The 17,378-nt window shown below is 62.3% G+C and carries 15 protein-coding genes; 8 read left to right on the top strand and 7 right to left on the bottom strand.

Annotated features, from left to right (window positions below; genetic code table 11):
- Positions 1-63 precede the first annotated feature (63 nt).
- The 8 genes from EP30_RS08870 (at position 64) to ureC (ending at position 10,625) form a co-directional block, all read left to right on the top strand.
- Positions 64-1,626 (top strand): dicarboxylate/amino acid:cation symporter, encoded by a 1,563-nt coding sequence (locus tag EP30_RS08870; protein ID WP_140557972.1) that lies wholly within the window; start codon positions 64-66, stop codon positions 1,624-1,626.
- 625 nt (positions 1,627-2,251) lie between these two features.
- Entirely contained in the window at positions 2,252-3,598 is a 1,347-nt protein-coding gene (gene urtA, locus EP30_RS08865; protein ID WP_219846808.1) for an urea ABC transporter substrate-binding protein, read from the top strand.
- 16 nt (positions 3,599-3,614) lie between these two features.
- The gene (gene urtB, locus EP30_RS08860; protein ID WP_140557971.1) at positions 3,615-4,499 is read left to right on the top strand and encodes an urea ABC transporter permease subunit UrtB; all 885 of its coding nucleotides are present in this window, start codon (positions 3,615-3,617) and stop codon (positions 4,497-4,499) included.
- 73 nt (positions 4,500-4,572) lie between these two features.
- Complete coding sequence (gene urtC, locus EP30_RS08855; protein WP_140557970.1) at positions 4,573-5,721, top strand: urea ABC transporter permease subunit UrtC; 1,149 nt, start codon at positions 4,573-4,575, stop codon at positions 5,719-5,721.
- Positions 5,718-6,689 carry an urea ABC transporter ATP-binding protein UrtD gene (urtD, locus tag EP30_RS08850; RefSeq protein WP_258185444.1) on the top strand — a complete coding sequence of 324 codons (972 nt, stop codon included), beginning with the start codon at positions 5,718-5,720 and terminating at the stop codon, positions 6,687-6,689. Before urtC ends, urtD begins: the two co-directional genes overlap by 4 nt.
- A gap of 226 nt (positions 6,690-6,915) precedes the next feature.
- A complete protein-coding gene (locus tag EP30_RS08845) occupies positions 6,916-7,617 on the top strand; it encodes an ATP-binding cassette domain-containing protein (RefSeq protein ID WP_258185443.1) in 702 nt (233 codons plus the stop codon).
- Positions 7,618-8,198: 581 nt separating this feature from the next.
- Positions 8,199-8,879 (top strand): urease subunit gamma, encoded by a 681-nt coding sequence (gene ureA, locus EP30_RS11175; RefSeq protein WP_094663853.1) that lies wholly within the window; start codon positions 8,199-8,201, stop codon positions 8,877-8,879.
- Positions 8,880-8,900: 21 nt separating this feature from the next.
- Positions 8,901-10,625 (top strand): urease subunit alpha, encoded by a 1,725-nt coding sequence (gene ureC, locus EP30_RS08835; protein ID WP_140557968.1) that lies wholly within the window; start codon positions 8,901-8,903, stop codon positions 10,623-10,625.
- An 88-nt stretch (positions 10,626-10,713) separates the two neighbouring features.
- Here the strand turns inward: ureC and EP30_RS08830 are convergent, their stop codons facing one another.
- The 7 genes from EP30_RS08830 to EP30_RS08800 all read right to left on the bottom strand — a co-directional run bounded on the left by EP30_RS08830 (position 10,714) and on the right by EP30_RS08800 (position 17,254).
- On the bottom strand, positions 10,714-12,036 hold the full coding sequence (locus EP30_RS08830) for a hypothetical protein (RefSeq protein WP_140557966.1): 1,323 nt from the start codon (positions 12,034-12,036) through the stop codon (positions 10,714-10,716).
- Between the two features lie 92 nt (positions 12,037-12,128).
- Positions 12,129-13,064 carry an FAD:protein FMN transferase gene (locus EP30_RS08825; RefSeq protein WP_181160855.1) on the bottom strand — a complete coding sequence of 312 codons (936 nt, stop codon included), beginning with the start codon at positions 13,062-13,064 and terminating at the stop codon, positions 12,129-12,131.
- Between the two features lie 21 nt (positions 13,065-13,085).
- Positions 13,086-13,619: an FMN-binding protein gene (locus EP30_RS08820; RefSeq protein ID WP_181160854.1), complete on the bottom strand. Its 534-nt coding sequence runs from the start codon at positions 13,617-13,619 to the stop codon at positions 13,086-13,088.
- Between the two features lie 181 nt (positions 13,620-13,800).
- Complete coding sequence (locus EP30_RS08815; RefSeq protein ID WP_140557959.1) at positions 13,801-14,820, bottom strand: urease accessory protein UreD; 1,020 nt, start codon at positions 14,818-14,820, stop codon at positions 13,801-13,803.
- A 103-nt stretch (positions 14,821-14,923) separates the two neighbouring features.
- Positions 14,924-15,532 carry an urease accessory protein UreG gene (gene ureG, locus EP30_RS08810; RefSeq protein ID WP_140557957.1) on the bottom strand — a complete coding sequence of 203 codons (609 nt, stop codon included), beginning with the start codon at positions 15,530-15,532 and terminating at the stop codon, positions 14,924-14,926.
- A gap of 99 nt (positions 15,533-15,631) precedes the next feature.
- Complete coding sequence (locus tag EP30_RS08805; protein WP_140557955.1) at positions 15,632-16,486, bottom strand: urease accessory protein UreF; 855 nt, start codon at positions 16,484-16,486, stop codon at positions 15,632-15,634.
- Positions 16,487-16,567: 81 nt separating this feature from the next.
- Positions 16,568-17,254, bottom strand: coding sequence for an urease accessory protein UreE (locus EP30_RS08800; protein ID WP_140557953.1), 687 nt, complete (start codon positions 17,252-17,254; stop codon positions 16,568-16,570).
- Between the last annotated feature and the right edge of the window lie 124 nt (positions 17,255-17,378).

Genomic DNA, 17,378 nt, shown 5'->3' with positions numbered 1-17,378 from the left:
ATGGCTAACAGAGCCGACATCGGCAACAACACATGACATACAACACATGACATGGGGAGAACAATGTCAGACGTGACACTCAACTGGGTGGCGCTCGGCGTCACCGTCATCCTGTTCGCGGGAATCGCGGCGCTGAGCGTGAAGAAGAAGGCCGGATTCACCACACGAGTGCTGCTCGCCACCGTGCTGGGCATCGGCATGGGCGTGATTTTCAAAGGACACACCGACTACGTGGCCGCGTTCGGCACCGTATGGTCCAACGTGATCTCCGCCATCGTGGTGCCGCTCCTGCTGTTCAGCATCATCGCCAGCATCACCAACCTCGGCGAATCCGTGCGACTGCGCAACATCGGCATCAAAACCATAGTCCTGCTGCTGCTCAACACCCTCACCGCGGCGGCGATCACACTGGCCCTGGCGCTCGCGTTCGGCGTGGGCAAGGGCTTCCAGTACACGCTGCCCACCGACTACCAGCAGCGTGAGGTGCCGGCCGTGATCGACACCATCGTGAATCTGTTCCCCACGAATCTGGCCGCGAACTGGTCTGAAAACCAGGTGGTGCCCGTGGTCGTCTTCGCCATCCTCGTGGCCGTGGCCTACAACGCGGCCGGCTCCACCGACAGGGCCCGCGCAGCCATCGCGCCGTTCAAGGCGTTCATCGACGCCGGCAACGTGGTGATGTCCCGCGCCACGCAGATCGTGGTGGGCTTCACGCCGTACGCCGTGCTGTCCCTCATCGCCGCGGCGGTGAGTGGCAGTGATGTGGCGGCCCTGTTGCCGCTGCTCGTGGTGCTGGTCGTGGCGTACATCGCCATGGCCCTGCAGATGTTCGTGGTGCAGCCGCTCGTGCTGGCCGCCGCCACCCGACTCAACCCGGTGTACTTCTTCAAGTCGTTCTGGACCACGGGAGTGGTGGCGTTCACCTCCGAAAGCAGCATCGGCACGATTCCGGTGACCGTGCGCCAGCTGCGTGGCGCGGGCGTGCCCGGCGACATCGCGTCGTTCGTGGCCGGACTTGGTGCCAACCTCGGTATGCCCGGATGCGCGGGCGTGTGGCCCGTACTGCTCGCCGTGTTCGCCGTGAACGCGCAGGGACTGGCGTACTCGCCGGCACAGTACGGATTCCTCGTGGTGCTGGCGCTGCTGGTGTCGATTGGCACGGTCGGCGTGCCCGGAACCGCCACGATCACCGCGACGTCCCTGTTCGCGGCCGCCGGACTGCCGATCCCGTTCATCGCGATCTCCCAGCCGATCTCGCAGATCGTCGACATGGGCCGTACCGCGCTCAACGTCGCCGGCGCCGCCAACACGGCCGTGGTCGTGGCCGCCAGCGAAAAGCAGCTCGACGAGGACCTGTACTATCAGCGCAAGGCGTTCGCCGAGGAAGAGGAAGACGCGATCGAGATGTCCCACGGTACCGTTGCCGGCGTGACTTCGGGCCCGACCGCAACGGCTGAAACCAGCCCTGCGGGAGCGGTGGGCGTTTCCGCCGCATCCGTGTTCGCCTCCGCATCGTCGAACCCGCTGGACTTCACGCCCGGCGCCGTGCTCGCCGGCCAAGGCGAAGACCTGTGCGGCGTTCGCCTGCCGGTCAAGTCCGGTGCCCGCCACTCCGAGGAAAAGTAACGCCCGAATTCACTCGCCGTTGCCGGCGTAATGAACGAACAGGGTCCGTGTCGCCAAGCGCACACGGACCCTCGCCATATTCATACCAATCCATTCCGTATGACACGCACCCTCTTAGTGTGATCACACTAAGGAATGCCCAAATACCTAGCAGCAGTACCCTACCTGACGGAACGCCCCTCATTCCTAGGAGCTATCCCTCCCTGATAGAGCTACTCATTCCTGACGGAACGCCCCATTCCTGACGGAACGACATCCACCACCGCGATTCGGTCTATTTCGCATCCACCTGAGCGGAAGGCCGGTGCATGATGTCCGACTGTATCAGCGGAGGCGATTTGATATGCTTTGCAATCAAATCGCCGGAGCGAGGCCAAACGGCCCGAGTGTGTCGGACATCATGCACCGGCCTTCCGCGCCCACCTGAGAGCGTGAGCGCCGACTTGACCCGTCCCACAGTGATCGTCCGCCCGTGATCGCCAATGTATAGGGAAAACCAAGGGCAGTCCTGTAACATGTCTGACATCTTCGAGATCGAAACGAAATACTTGAGCAACACGTTCGATGCCGAACGTTGTCATGCTGTTCCCCGTTGCAATCGTTGAATTACGGGGAGAGGAAACGCATGGCCAGAACATCACTATTCCACGCCGGCCGTGCCGGACTACGTTCCGGCATGATGCGCGCCGGCGCAGCAGCAGTGGCCGTCGCCGCGATCATGAGCCTCGGTGGGTGCGGATGGGGTCGCACCGTCGCCGAGAAGGAAGCGCTGGACGCCACCGCCGCCAGTGCGACCAGCACCACATCCTGCGTGGACACATCCGGCAGCACCATCAAGGTCGGCTTCGTCAACTCGCTGTCCGGCACCATGGCGATCTCCGAGAAGACCGTAAGCGATTCACTGCACATGGCCGTCGACGAGATCAACGCGGACGGTGGCGTGCTCGGCAAGAAGATCGAAGTCGAACAGCAGGATGGCAAATCCGAACCCGCCACCTTCGCCGAAAAGGCGCGCACATTGATCGAAAAGCAGTGCGTGGCCGCGGTGTTCGGCGGATGGACGTCCAGCTCCCGCAAGGCCATGCTGCCCGTCTTCGAAGAGGACAACGCGCTGCTGTTCTACCCACTGCAATATGAGGGCATGGAAGCCAGCCCGAACATCTTCTACTCGGGTGCCGCACCGAACCAGCAGATCGTGCCCGCGCTCGACTACCTCAAGGAGCAGGGCTACAAGAAACTGTTCCTGGTCGGTTCCGACTACGTGTTCCCGCAGACCGCCAACCGCGTGGTCAAGGCCTATGCGGAAGGCAACGGCATGGAGGTCGTCGGCGAGGAATACACGCCCATGGGCTCCACCGACTTCACCACGATCGTGAACAAACTCAAGTTTTCCGGCGCGGACGCCGTGGTCAACACGCTCAACGGCGACTCCAACGTCGCGTTCTTCAAGGAGTACAAGGCATCCGGCCTGACCGCCGAATCCACGCCTGTGATCTCCATGTCGATCGCCGAAGAGGAGGTCGCGTCGATCGGCGTCGACAACGTCGAAGGTCAGCTCACCGCATGGAACTACTACCAGACGCTCGACAGCGCCACCAACAAGACGTTCGTCAAGAACTTCAAGGCCAAGTACGGCGAAAACCGCCCCACCTCCGATCCGATGGAATCCGCCTACACCTCCGTCTACCTGTGGAAGGCGATGGTCGAAAAGGCCAAGTCGTTCGACGTGGACAAGGTCAAGGCCGCCGCCGACGGCGTCACGTTCGACGCGCCGGAGGGCAAGGTCACCGTAGACGGCAAGAACCACCACATCTACAAGACGTCGTACATCGGCAAGATCGGCAAGGACAAGCTCATCCACACCGTGTGGAAATCCGACGGGCCGATCAAGCCCGACCCGTACCTGACCACCTACGACTGGGCGAAGAGCCTGAGCGCCGGTGCCACCGATTCCACGTCCAAGAGCGAGTAAGGAAGAGAGAACAACCATGAACATGCTGTTTCCGCAGATCGTTGCGGGATTGTCAAACGGATCGATCCTGCTGCTCGCCGCGCTTGGCCTGTCGCTGGCATTCGGCCAGATGGGCGTGATCAACAACGCGCACGGCGAATTCATGATGGCCGGCGCCTACACCGCCTACGTGATGAGTTCCGTGATCGGCAGCAAGACCGTGGCCCTGGCCGTGGCGCTCGTCGTCGGATTCGTGGTGTCGGGTCTGCTCGGCCTGCTGCTCGACGTTCTGCTGCTCGAACGCATGCGTGAACGTCCACTCGACACGCTGCTCGTCACATTCGGCGTATCGCTGGTGCTGCAACAGGTGGCGCGAGACATCTTCGGCGCGACCGGCGTATACGCGCAGGCCCCGGCCGGACTCACCCAGCCGGTGACCATCTTCGGCTACAGCTTCCCGGCCGCCCGACTGTTCATCTTCATCCTCGCCGTGGTCTGCGTGGCCGCACTGTACGCGGTGCTCAAGCTCACGCCGCTCGGCCGTCAGATCCGTGCCACGTCCGAAAGCCGTGAACTCGCCGAAGTGTCCGGCATCTCCACCAAGGCCGTGGACCATGTGACGTTCTTCATCGGCTCGGGCATCGCTGGTGTGGCCGGTGTGGCGCTGAGCCTGCTCAACTCGATCAGCTACAACTTCGGCACCACCTTCATTGTGCAGGCGTTCCTCGTGGTCGTCGCCGGCGGCGTCGGCCAGCTCAAGGGCGCGGTGATCGCATCGTTCGTGCTGGGCCTGTGCCAGTCCGCCGTGGAGCTGCCCACCTCGTCGTCGATCGCACAGATGTCGGTGTTCCTGATCGTCGTCGTGTTCCTGCAGTTCCGTCCGCAGGGCCTCGTCTCGATCCGTTCGAGAAACCTGGCGTAACGGATGACAGATAGACGAGTGCGAATACGAATGAATGACACGAATATGAACGACGTGAAAGAGGGGAACTGACATGAATGCACCAACGACTTCCTCCGGCGTGGCCGGAGCGTTCATCGGCAAATACCGGGCGTGGTTCGGCACGGCCATAACGATCGTACTGATCTTCCTGATGCCGGCCGTGCTGAGCACCTACAGTCTGGGACTGCTCGCCAAATACCTGTGCTACGCGATGGTCGCCGTGGGCATCGGTCTGGCATGGGGACAAGGCGGCATGCTGACGCTCGGCCAGGGCATGTTCTTCGGTCTGGGCGCCTACGTGATGGCCATCCACCTCAAGCTTGAGGAACTCGGGCCGGGCGAAGTGCCCGACTTCATGGCCCAGTACGGCATCACGCAGCTGCCCGGATTCTGGGAGCTGTTCCGCAACCCGGTGATCGCCGCGATCTCCGTGGCCGTAGTGCCCGGCGCGATCGCAGCCATCCTCGGCATCCTCGTGTTCGGCCGCGGTGTGCGCGGCGCCTACTTCGCCATCCTGTCGCAGGCGCTGGTGGCCGCATTCTCCGTACTGCTGATCGGCCAATCCAAAACCACCGGCGGCGCGAACGGTCTGAGTGACTTCTCCGGATTCTTCGGATACGATCTGACCGACCCCGCCAACAAGACCATGATCTACTTCATCTGCGCGTTCCTCACGCTCGGCATGGTGCTGATCGTGCGCTGGATTCGCGGATCATTCATGGGCGAGCTGATCATCGGCGTGCGCGATCAGGAAAACCGTATGAAGTTCCTCGGCTACAACCCCGCATCGATCAAGGTGTTCGCCTTCTCGCTGGCGGCCATGTTCGCCGGCATCGGCGGCGCGATGTTCGTGCCGGTCGTCGGCATCATCTCCCCGTCCGACATCGGCGTGACCCCGTCGATCCTCATGCTCGCCGGCGTGGTCATCGGCGGCCGCACCACACTGATCGGACCCGTGATCGGCACGCTGCTCGTCCGCTTCGCCGAAACGCAGCTGTCCGACGCCTACCCGTCCGCATGGACCTACATCGAAGGCCTCATGTTCATCCTCGTCATCGCATTCGCGCCCATGGGACTCGGCCAGTTCAAGGGCGTATGGCCATGGATCGTCGAGAAAGTCACCGGCCGATCGTCCGGTGCCGCAGTGTCGGCCGGTGCAGCGGCCGCCGCGCCCGTCGCAGCCAAGGCGATGAAGGCATGAGCAACGACATCAACCACAAGGAGGCAACCGTGACCACCAACACCACCGATGTCGCCGACACCACCAGTACCGACATGGATGCTGCTCAGCTTCGCGAAGAGGCCCGTCAGATGCGCGACGAGGCCCGACGCATGCGCGACGAAGTCAGCCGCATGAAAGACGAAATCGTCTCCGAACGCAAACGCATGGAAGATCTCAAGGACGAACTCGCCGTCCTCGACGACCGTGGCGGCCAATGGAGCGACTATCTCGAAGTCAAAGGCCTCCACGTCGAATTCGACGGATTCGTCGCCGTCAAAAACCTCGACCTCACCGTCGAACACGGCGATCTGCGATTCCTCATCGGACCCAACGGTGCCGGCAAAACCACCATCATCGACGCCATCACCGGCCTCACCCCCGCCACCGGCTCCGCCACCTTCCGCGGCGAACAGCTCCTCGGCCGCAAGTCCAACGACATCGTCAAACTCGGCGTCGGCCGCACCTTCCAAACCGCCTCCGTCGTCGAAGAACTCTCCGTCCTCGAAAACCTCCAGCTCGCCGAAGGATTCCGCAAGAAAACCGCCGACCTCTTCAAAAAGGTCAAAGGCGTCTCCCAGAACATCCAATACATGCTCGACGTCACCGGTCTCACCGCCGACGCCTACAAGCCTGCCGGCATCCTCCCCCACGGCAAAAAGCAGTGGCTCGAAATCGGCATGCTCCTCGTCCAAGACGCACACCTTCTCCTCCTCGACGAACCCGTCGCTGGCATGACCCCCGAAGAACGCCAGCAAACCGGCGAACTCCTCAAACGTTGCAGCCGCAACCGCACCGTCATCATCGTCGAGCACGACATGGACTTCATGCGCAGCTTCGCCGACTCCGTCACCGTCCTCAACCAGGGCGAGATCCTCGCGGAAGGATCGGTCGAAGACATCCAGAACAACGAGGAGGTCGTCAGGATCTACCTCGGCGGAGGCGAATGATGGAGCGCCTTCTGCGTTGCGGAGAACTTGACGTACTGTTGTACGCCTTCGTTCTCTGCGCCTTGAAGTCGCACGCATCATTCGCCTCCGGTGGAGGCTGTGATAGGGGGCTTCTGCGTTGTGGAGGACTTGACGTACCGTTGTACGCCTTCGTTCTCCGCGTCTTGAAGTCGCACGCATCATTCGCCTCCGGTCAGCGGTGGGGCAACGAGTAAGGAAAACAATCATGGCAATGCTTGAAGTGAAGAATCTCAGTACCGGGTACGGCAAGGTGACCGTGGTCAACGACATCACCTTCAGCGTGGAAGCCGGACAGTGGATCAGCATCATCGGCAACAACGGCGCCGGCAAGACCACACTGCTCAAGGCGATCCTTGGCCTGCTGCCGGCGAGCGCGGGTACGGTGTCGTTCGACGGGCGCGACGTGACGAAACTGTCACCGAACCAGCGCATCCGATTCGGCATGGCATTCGTGCCGCAAGGACAGCAGTCATTCGGCGGCATGACCGTCGACGAAAACCTGCACGTGGTGTCCGACCGGTACGGCTCCGAGGCACAGGCCCGCTACGACGAAGCCGTGGACGCGTTCCCCGTGCTTAAGGAATTCGCGGGGCGTCGTGCCGGTCTGCTGTCCGGCGGCCAGCGTCAGCAGCTGTCGATCGCCAGGGCGTTGATCACGCGGCCGAAGCTCATGATCCTCGACGAGCCGACCGAAGGCATCCAGCCGAACATCGTGGCCGACATCCAGAAATCCATCCGTTCGATGGTGGAGGATCGCGGCATCGGCGTGGTGCTGGTCGAACAGAAGGTGCAGTTCGCCGTCGAACGCTGCGACACGTATCATGTGCTCGCATCCGGACGGTTCGTGGCCGGTGGTGAGGGCGGTGCCGATCAGGTCGAGGCGGCCAAGCAGGCCATGCGCGTGTGAATGGGCGTGTAAGTGGGCGTGCGCGATGGCTCGCGCGTGGCAGAGAATGCAATATTCACAATGATTGTCATTCTCTGCCACGGTCTTTGGCAGAGAATGGAGTACGGCCGTGGTTTCTCGTTCTCTGCCACATTTCGTGGCAAAGAACGCGTATATGTCATGAATTCTCATTCTCTGCCACGCGATCATGGCAGAGAATGACCAATGTGACCGAATCATCATTCTGTACCAATGCGCTATCAAATCATCGTGGCACGGAATGACCAAATGACCGGATCATGTATTCTCTGCCACGATGGCATCGCGTATGGAGCCGATTTCCGTGGCAGGGAATACAAAAAACACCGTATATGGCATTCTCTACCACGCCCCTTGGCAGAGAATGACAATATGACGGGTTGCAGCATTCTCTGCCACCATCATCCCCGTATGCCACGTGTGGAAACGTGTCGTTCTTATTGCGGTCCTAGGATGATCGCGATTCGACAGAATTACCTGACATGCCTGACATACCCGACATTCGGATACGACGGATTGTCAGATTCGACATTGCCGGAACGACCGGGACGAATGGGGGTCCGATGAGACTTACTCCGCGAGAGATCGACAAACTGCTGCTGCATCAGGCGGGGGAGCTTGCCAAGGAGCGCAAAAGCCGTGGCGTGAAACTCAACTATCCGGAATGCGTGGCGCTGATCAGCTCCGAATGCGTGGAACGCGCGCGCGAAGGCGCGACCGTGGCCGAACTCATGCAGTACGGGCGCACGCTGCTCAAACCCGAAGACGTGATGGACGGCGTGGCCGAGATGATCGACGTGGTGGAGGTCGAGGCCACGTTCCCCGACGGCACCAAGCTCGTATCCATCCACAACCCCATCGAAACCACCGAAAAGCTCAAGCCCGGCGAATACTTCTACGCCGACGGCGACCTCACGCTCAACGAAGGCCGTGACGCCATCGAGCTCGACGTGGTCAACACCGCCGACCGTCCCATCCAGATCGGCTCCCACTTCCACTTCTTCGAAGTCAACAAGTATCTCAAATTCGATCGCAAGGCCGCATACGGCAAGCGTCTCGACATCGCCGCGGGCACGGCCGTGCGTTTTGAACCGGGCGAAGCGCATCGCGTACGACTCATCGACATCGGCGGCACGCGCGAGATCCACGGATTCAGCGCACTCGTCGACGGCAAGCTCGACGATCCGCAGGTGCGCGACGCCGCATTTGCCAAGGCGCACGATCAGGGATTCCTGGGAATCTGACGGGGGAAAGAAACCACAATCATGAGCACCACGATCACACGCAGCGACTACGCCGGCATGTTCGGCCCGACCACGGGCGACCGCGTACGCCTCGGCGACACGAACCTCATTATCGAAGTCGAACGCGACTGCACCAACTACGGCGACGAACTCAAATTCGGCGGCGGCAAATCATTCCGCGACGGCATGGGCCAAAGCTCCGTGCAGCTCGACGCGGAATCGCCCGACACCGTTATCACCAACGCGCTGATTCTCGACTACACCGGCATCTACAAGGCCGACATCGGCATCAAGAACGGCAGGATCAGCGCCATCGGCAAGGCCGGCAACCCGCAGACCATGGACGGCGTGACGCCGGGACTCGCCGTCGGCTCCGGCACCGAGGCCATCGCAGGCGAAGGCATGATCGTCACCGCGGGCGGACTCGACACGCACATCCACTTCATCTCCCCGCAGCAGGTGCGCACCGCGCTCGCCGGCGGCATCACCACCATGGTGGGCGGCGGCACCGGCCCGGCCGACGGCACGAACGCCACCACCTGCAATCCGGGCGCGTTCCATCTGGCGCGCATGATCGAAGCCGCCGAAGCGCTGCCCGTCAACATCGCCTACCTCGGCAAGGGCAACGACTCCAGCCCCGAACCATTGCGCGAACAGATCCGCGCCGGTGCCGCCGGACTCAAGATCCACGAGGATTGGGGATCGACCCCCGCCGTGATCGACACCTGCCTTGGCGTGGCCGACGAGATGGACATTCAGGTGGCCATTCACACCGACACGCTCAACGAGGGCGGTTGCGTGGAGGACACGATCGCCGCGTTCAAGGGCCGGGCCATCCACACGTACCACACGGAAGGCGCGGGCGGCGGCCATGCCCCCGACATCATCCGCGCGGCGGGATTCCCGAACGTGCTGCCCAGCTCCACGAATCCGACCATGCCGTTCACGCGCAACACGGTGGACGAGCATCTCGACATGATGATGGTCTGCCATCACTTGGATCGCAACGTGCCGGAGGACATCTCGTTCGCCGATTCACGAATCCGCCCCGAGACGATCGGCGCGGAGGACGTGCTGCACGACATGGGCATCATCTCGATGATGAGCTCCGACTCGCAGGCCATGGGCCGCGTGGGCGAGGTGGTGACACGCACCTGGCAGACCGCGCACAAGATGAAGATCCAGCGCGGCCCGCTTCCCGAGGATGCGCACGACGGCAACCGCAACGACAACTACCGCGCCAAGCGCTACGTGAGCAAGTACACGATCAACCCGGCCATCACACACGGCATCGCCGACTACGTGGGATCGGTCGAAGTGGGCAAGATGGCCGATCTGGTGATCTGGCAGCCGGCCATGTTCGCGGCCAAGCCGGAGATGGTGATCAAGGGCGGGTCGATCGCCTACTCGCGCATGGGTGACGCCAATGCGTCGATCCCCACGCCGGAACCCGTGTACTACCGCGACATGTTCGGCGCGCTGGGTCGTGCGCTCGGTTCGAGTTGCGCCACGTTCGTCTCGCAGGCGGCGATTGACGACGACATCAAGGGCCGCCTCGGTCTGGCCCGGCAGGTGCTGCCCGTGCACGGCTGCCGCACGATCGGCAAGAAGGACCTGAAGTTCAACGACACGTTGGCCGACATCCAGGTGAATCCGGAAACGTTCCAGGTGACCGTGGACGGCGAGCTCGTGCACTCCGATCCGGCGAACGATCTGCCGCTCACCCAGCGGTACTTCCTGTTCTGAGATCGCGCGTTCTGGGCGTCGGTGGGCGATGGCGTCTGACACCGACGTCCGTCGCCCGTCACCCCCGCCCGTCACCCTCGCCCGCCGATCACATTGCGAACGGCTCGTAATAGATGTCGTCGGCACGCACGCCGTGCGCGAGCAGCGTCTTGCGTACGGCGACGATCATGGCGTGCGGTCCCGCCACCAGATACACGGCTCCGGGGCGGATCATGGGCGTGAGCGTCGTCTCATCCGGGCGGTGCAGACTGATGCGCACGCGGGCGTTCGGATGATCCTCGCCGAACCGCGTCAGCTCCGGACCATAGATGACGTCACGATCCTTGCTGACGGTATACAGGAAATCGACATTGCGGCCACCGTCCCGGCCCTTGCCTGCGTAGGCGGTGAGCGCGCCGATCAGCGGAGTGATGCCGATACCACCGCCGATCAGCACCAGCGGCGCGTTGGCGGGATGCTCATCGACGAATTCGGCGTAGCGGCCGTACGGCGGCACCACGCGTACGCCGGTACCCGGCTGTAGTGACGCCACGCGCGTGGTGAAATCACCGTCGGCACGAATCGCGAACATCATCGGCTGCGGTGCGGAACCACCGTTCGGATCATACGAATTCGTCAGGGAGAACGGATGATATTCGTGCATGCCGCGCTCGCCGGGGAACGCGATGAACGCGAAATCGCCCGGTCGCCAGCGAGCGTTTCGTGCGGAATCGCCGTCCAGTCCGACCGATAGTTCGGTCACGCGATCGGCGAGCGGCCGTACCGCAATCACCCGTCCGCGCAATGCATACGCGTGTCGGTTGATCATGCTCCACGCATAGTAGGCGAACACGATGATGGTCGCCGCATCGATCAGCAGAATGAACGGCTTGATCGCGGCGATGTAGTCGATCACATGCACATGAATCAGGATGATGGCGATCGCGATCAGATTGAACCGATGCAGCCAGACGCTCATCTCATGACGGAACACGCGCTCCAGCGTGCGCTTGACGTTCGCCAGCCAGCGCACCCGGCTGGTCAGCCATCCGGCCATGAACACCAGCGACCAGACCGCCACGGCGATGAACAGGTACAGGCCAACATGGCCGGTCAGTCCGACCAGCGCCCCGGCACCGGGCAGCAGGCTCTGATGAACGAACGCGAATCCGATCGCCAGAATCGCGAGAATGCCGTGGATCATCATCATGTGCGGCAGGCCGACCGTGCGATCCACCCAGCGCGGACGGCACGCCAGATAGACGGCCGCAAGCATCCACGTGTAGGCGATCACACCAAGTTCAATGCCGAACAGTTGGCCGCTGTACAACGACGGCAATCCGTAGGCGAGCGCGGCGAGGAACGGCAATGGCACGACAAACAGCACGACGGCCCATGCCAAGGTGACGGTGGTGGTGAGATGACGGTTCATGATGAGGTCCCTGTGGTTGTACGGTTCTGTGTTCCTGAGTGTCTGCGTGTCTGTGGCGTTTTGCGGTTCCGGCAATTGGTCAGTGGCATTGGTCAGCGGTATCGATCAGCGGCAGTGAGCGAGTCACTGTCGCCGATGGTCGCGATGGTGTGATCGGCGCGTACGAGCACCGCAAGAAGACGCCCGTGCGGGTCGGTGAGTTCGCGGAAACGGCGCTCGCCGGCGCTGATGGCGGCCGTGGCCCACATGTCGGCGAAGATCAGATGATCATCGACCACGGTGGCCTGTGCCAGATCGTGTGCGGTTCGGGTGATGTGCTCGCCGCGTCGATAGGTGCCGGAGGTGGCCACGGCACCGTTGCGCAGTGTGATTGTGCGCAGTGTGGTCGCGCGCAGTGCGGGGGTGTGTGGCATAGCGGTTTGCTGCGCAGCGCCGGTTTGCGTCGTGCCGGCGTCGACGGCGAATGGATTCTGCACGCCGATGCGCCACTGGAAATCACTGTTCGCATGCACGGCGGCCTGGATGTCGCCACCTCCGCCCAACGCGGCCGCGGCACATCGTCTGGAACGGACCAGGGGCATGAGTATCCGCTCATGCGCGCGCTGGATCGCCCAGCCCTTCACGATGCCGGTCGGGTCGTAGGCACCGTCGTGCATCGGATCGAATGCGCCATCAGTGAGCTGTTTCGCCTGCGTGCACAGTGCGTAGACCTCGGCGAAGTCCGGATCGTTCAGCAGGGCGGACCAGTCGCCGCGGCGGGCGCGGGTCACCAGGGAACAAGCGTTGAACGGCGAGAAGCGCGTTTCGACACCGTGCAGATGATTGGCAATGCGGGTCGCGGCCGTATCCATCATGTCGTCGAGATCTTCCGCCGACTGTCGTGGTAGACCCACGATCTGTATGGTGAACGGTACGGTCATGGCATGAACGACCCGGCTGCGAATAATCCACGGATTATCAGTGTTGTCAATGTCGTCAGTGGGATTGTCGATGCGCTGATCGGTCCTGTCGTTCACTGTTCTGATCATGTCGTTCCCCATTCGCGTCCGCTACTTGCTCGCGTTCAGCGCCTGATTGATGGCGTCCTGCAGGGAGTTGACGAATGCGGTGGATGTTTCGGTCGCGCCGCTGACGAATTGAATATCGGAGCTCTGCTTGCTGATCGCCCGCTCGGCGAGTTCGGGAATGGCCTGCGCGCTGATCGAACGGGAGCGATCGGTGTGATTCGGGTAGGTGATCGCGTTCACGGTCGTGATCTTCCCACCCTTGACGACGACCTGCAGCTGGACTTCGCCATATTCGTTCGGTGAAGCGACGCTGGTGTAGGTGCCGTCGGTGAGCGTGCCGTCGGAACCGCTTGCGGAATCCGAGTCGGTTGAGCCGGATGAATCGTTCGAATTATTGGAATTGTCAGTGTCTGAGTCGGTCGACCCGGAACCGCTTGACGCGCCGAGTGTACCGGACTGTGACGTCGAGGCAGCTCCGACGTCGGCATGCGGTTTGACGAATAGCAGGAAAGCGTCGCCAACGATGGCCAGTCCCGCGATGACGGCCACCGCGGCACGGGTGATGGTCGCGTTCATGATGTCCCTTCGATGATGCCGCACCACGGATACCCCTAGTCGTAGTGCGATGCGTATTCCCAACATCTGCGAGACTAAAAACGGTGTCTGGGCACTTCTCTGACATCAACTGAGAGCCAGCTGAAAAACACGCCGAATGTGAGCCATCTCTCAGTATTGTCTGGCATGCATCGCGTCAGCGTCACACCATATCGGCGATGGCCGTGATGAGGTCGAAGGCGTCGTCGCCGCGCATGGCCAGTACGCGCACGCACACGCCGTTCACTACACGACTGACGCCGAATTCGCCTCGGAAACCATGGGATTCCGCGGTTTTGGCATAATCGCGAATCCGCGTGATCAGCGCATCCTCGGCCGCCATGCGCGTCGCTTCGATGCGCTTGCGCGGATCGGCGATCAACCGGGGATCCTTGGAACCGGACGCAGCTCCTCCCGACGCCGCATACGGTGACGCCTGCACATCGTCCAGCGCATTCGGATCATACCCGGGATCGGTCTCGGGAAGATGCGCATACAGCACGCCGCAATGCGTGTACTCGCGCCACATGCCCATCTCCGTGTAATCGAAACGGGCGGGTTCGAGCAGCAGACGATCGGCGAACACCAAACGGGAACGATCCGGCTGCTTGCGCGGACGGCCGCGATGAGGACGACCGTCATCGGAGTCGTTGGCCTCACCGCGTAATGCCTGCCGATACTTCTCCGACGCCAACGACTCATCCACGCTCACACGCAGCCGATTCGAAAACCGGTTCATCATCCAGCGCTCACCGCGGCCCACGCGGCCGCACGTCACCACATCCGCGTACACGAACGTCGATTCCGGGCTGATGCGTGCGGTCGACACGTTCGCGAACGTGCTGCCTTCGAACGGAATCACCGGAAACGGCAGGAACACCGCCTTCGCATCGCCGCACGCGGTCAGGTCGATCGTGCGTGATGCCGATCCGTCGGCCGTGTTCAGCACCTTCTCGTAGCTTTGCGTCTTGATCGTCGAATCCGTGCCCGCACCGAACGTGCACTCGATGTGCGCCTCGTCGCCCTTGAGGAAACCGGGCGAGGCGAGCATCACGATGAAGTCCGCGTGACGGCCGCGCACGAACGGGCTCATGAGCTTGAACGGCGCCTCGAAATAGACGTCATCGATCTTCGTGCGGCCATTGCGGAATGCGGTGGCGAGACGGAAGGTGCTGCTGGGCATGGATTCTCGATTTCTGACGATGATGGGCCCTGACGGTTCTGACGCGCCTGACGGATGGGCCCTGATGGGAATGGCTACGACGGAACTGGCTGAAATTCTGGAACTACTTGCCCTCGAACAGGACGTCCTTCTTGATCCAGTTGATCACGTCGTCCACGCCGGAACCGCCCATCAGATCGGTGAAGATGTACGGACGACCGTTGCGCATACGTTCGGAATCGCGGGCCATCACGTCCAGATCGGCGTGCACGAGCGGTGCCAGATCGGCCTTGTTGATCACCAGCAGGTCGGAACGCGTGACGCCCGGGCCGCCCTTGCGCGGGATCTTGTCGCCCTCGTCGGTGGCGATCACGTAGATCGTCGCATCGGCGAGATCGGGGCTGAACGTGGCGGAGAGGTTGTCGCCGCCGGACTCCACGAAGATGATGTCCACATCCGGATGCGCGGCGGCCATCGCCTCGCACGCCTCGAGGTTCATCGAGCAGTCCTCGCGGATGGCGGTGTGCGGGCATCCGCCCGTCTCCACGCCGACGATGCGGTCCTCGGGCAGACGGGAGTTCGCGATCAGGAACTCGGCGTCCTCCTTGGTGTAGATGTCGTTCGTGACCACGCAGATGCTGTAGTCGTCGGCCATCTTGCGGGTCAGGCGTTCGATCAATGCGGTTTTGCCGGAGCCGACAGGGCCGGCCACGCCGATGCGTACGTAAGACATGAGGTTCTCCTTTGTTGTGCTGTTGTGTTGCGCTGGTTGCTGTGTTGCGCTGGTTGCTGTGTTGCTTGCTGTGTGATGGTTGATGGGTGCCGAGCTCATTCAGCTCATGTACAGCCTCGAATACAGGGTCTCGTGCTGCATGGCGGCGATGTCGAGATACGCGCCGGAAATGCCCAGATCGTCCGGTTTGAGCGTGAACGCCACGTCGACCGCCTGCACCAGATTCGGGAACGAATCGTGCAAGGCCACCTGACCGGCATACTGGCTGAGCGGAATCGCCTTCGCCGCGCACATGGTGAGCGCACTGATCAGCGAATATCCGTACGTGACGGCCGCGCTGCGCAGACTCGCCGCATGATCGGCCGCATACAATCCCATTGCGATCGCGTGCAGACCGCGGCAGCGGCCGTCGGCGATCAGACGCCGATATCGTGCCAGATGCGGACTGTTGCGTTCGATGCCGCCGTCGGCGGTCGGGTCGGAGTCTGCCCCGTTCGCGTCCATCTTCTCCACGAGCTTGATCAGACGGGCGCACATGCGCTCGCTGCCGTCACGAATCTCACGCGCGGACTGCAGCGCCGAACACAGCGCGTCCAACTCCTCGATCCGCGTATCCAAACCGCGTTCGGACAACCGCGAATCCTGCGCGTACCGTCCGGCGATCACCATCTGGCCGATCTCCTTGTAGGGAGCGACCTCCAGATAGTTCTTCAGATACTGCTCGAAGTCGGGACCGCGGCGGAGAAAGTCCCGCTGCACAAACGTCTCCATGCCGTTCGACAGTGCAAACGCGCCGATCGGGAACACGCTGTCGCACACCTGCAGCATGGCCAGATGCCGTGCCTCGATCTCATCCGGCGACAGGCCGGTTGGTCCCGCGCCCGGCGCGGTGGCCGCTGTCGACGAATGAGAGCGGGTACCCGGGCGTGTTTGCGTGCGAACATTTCGGGTCATGATGGTCCTCGATGAGTGTGATGGTCCGGTGGTCCGAAGGCGGGCCGGCGGTCGGGAAGGACGACCGACCCGCCTGGCGGATCAGTGGGTGTGCCAGGTCCTGCCGCCGTCGTGGCTGTGCGAGCCGTCGGGACGGTGCAGCACGCCGTTCACTTCGTATTCGCCATCGACGTGGCCGGCGTGATCATGACCGTGCTCGTGCTCGTGCGCATGATCGTGCGAGTGCCCATGCCCGGCGTCGGCTGCCCAGTCCTTGTCCGCCTCGGCCTCCTGCTCCTCCTCGGCCAGATCGCCGGTCGTCTTGTTCGTGCCGGGAATGATCGTGCCCGAACCGGCATGCGCCTTGACGATCAGGAAGCCGTCGAATCCGCCTTCGATGATGTGCGGCTCATAGCCGATCTTCTTCGTGTACTCCATCGTCGGATGATCGTACGGCACGAGCACACGGTCGTTCTCCACCTTCAGACTCAGATGGCGGTTGCCCAGCTCAAAGCAGAGGCGCCCCATCTCCTTCATCGAATCCACCGGAATCTCGATGAGCTGCGCCGACTTGATCTTCGTGTAATACCGCTTGTCGCCCGTCTCGGCCAGCACATCGCCGTCCTTGATCGTGCGGCCGACCATCACGCCGAACTCGGTGCCGTCCTCCGCCACCTTGGCCATGCGCTTCTTGTCGGTCTCGAACCATTCGAAGTCGATTGGCACGCTCAGCTTGCCGTCCTTCGGAGGATTCTCGATGATGTTGCCGCTGATGCTGTTCGCGATCATGACGCCGCCTTTCGCGGAAAATCCGCACCGTATCCCGACAGTCATGCCGTGCGTGCGCGGCCGGCTGTCATCACATTTCGCGGCCAAGAATAATGCTCAAAAAAACATGCGTGTAACGGGGAAA

The sequence above is a fragment of the Bifidobacterium sp. UTCIF-39 genome (assembly GCF_006408715.1).
Taxonomy (GTDB): Bacteria; Actinomycetota; Actinomycetes; order Actinomycetales; family Bifidobacteriaceae; genus Galliscardovia; species Galliscardovia tissieri.
Note: the sequence above shows the minus strand (reverse complement) of the source record. Positions and strands in the feature narration are given on the sequence as shown.

Bases quoted from the DNA above. Each gene is read 5' to 3' on its own strand.
- EP30_RS08870 (WP_140557972.1), top strand. From the start codon at position 64: ATGTCAGACGTGACACTCAACTGGGTGGCGCTCGGCGTCACCGTCATC.
- urtA (WP_219846808.1), top strand. From the start codon at position 2,252: ATGGCCAGAACATCACTATTCCACGCCGGCCGTGCCGGACTACGTTCC.
- urtB (WP_140557971.1), top strand. From the start codon at position 3,615: ATGAACATGCTGTTTCCGCAGATCGTTGCGGGATTGTCAAACGGATCG.
- urtC (WP_140557970.1), top strand. From the start codon at position 4,573: ATGAATGCACCAACGACTTCCTCCGGCGTGGCCGGAGCGTTCATCGGC.
- urtD (WP_258185444.1), top strand. From the start codon at position 5,718: ATGAGCAACGACATCAACCACAAGGAGGCAACCGTGACCACCAACACC.
- EP30_RS08845 (WP_258185443.1), top strand. From the start codon at position 6,916: ATGGCAATGCTTGAAGTGAAGAATCTCAGTACCGGGTACGGCAAGGTG.
- ureA (WP_094663853.1), top strand. From the start codon at position 8,199: ATGAGACTTACTCCGCGAGAGATCGACAAACTGCTGCTGCATCAGGCG.
- ureC (WP_140557968.1), top strand. From the start codon at position 8,901: ATGAGCACCACGATCACACGCAGCGACTACGCCGGCATGTTCGGCCCG.
- EP30_RS08830 (WP_140557966.1), bottom strand. From the start codon at position 12,036: ATGAACCGTCATCTCACCACCACCGTCACCTTGGCATGGGCCGTCGTG.
- EP30_RS08825 (WP_181160855.1), bottom strand. From the start codon at position 13,064: ATGATCAGAACAGTGAACGACAGGACCGATCAGCGCATCGACAATCCC.
- EP30_RS08820 (WP_181160854.1), bottom strand. From the start codon at position 13,619: ATGAACGCGACCATCACCCGTGCCGCGGTGGCCGTCATCGCGGGACTG.
- EP30_RS08815 (WP_140557959.1), bottom strand. From the start codon at position 14,820: ATGCCCAGCAGCACCTTCCGTCTCGCCACCGCATTCCGCAATGGCCGC.
- ureG (WP_140557957.1), bottom strand. From the start codon at position 15,532: ATGTCTTACGTACGCATCGGCGTGGCCGGCCCTGTCGGCTCCGGCAAA.
- EP30_RS08805 (WP_140557955.1), bottom strand. From the start codon at position 16,486: ATGACCCGAAATGTTCGCACGCAAACACGCCCGGGTACCCGCTCTCAT.
- EP30_RS08800 (WP_140557953.1), bottom strand. From the start codon at position 17,254: ATGATCGCGAACAGCATCAGCGGCAACATCATCGAGAATCCTCCGAAG.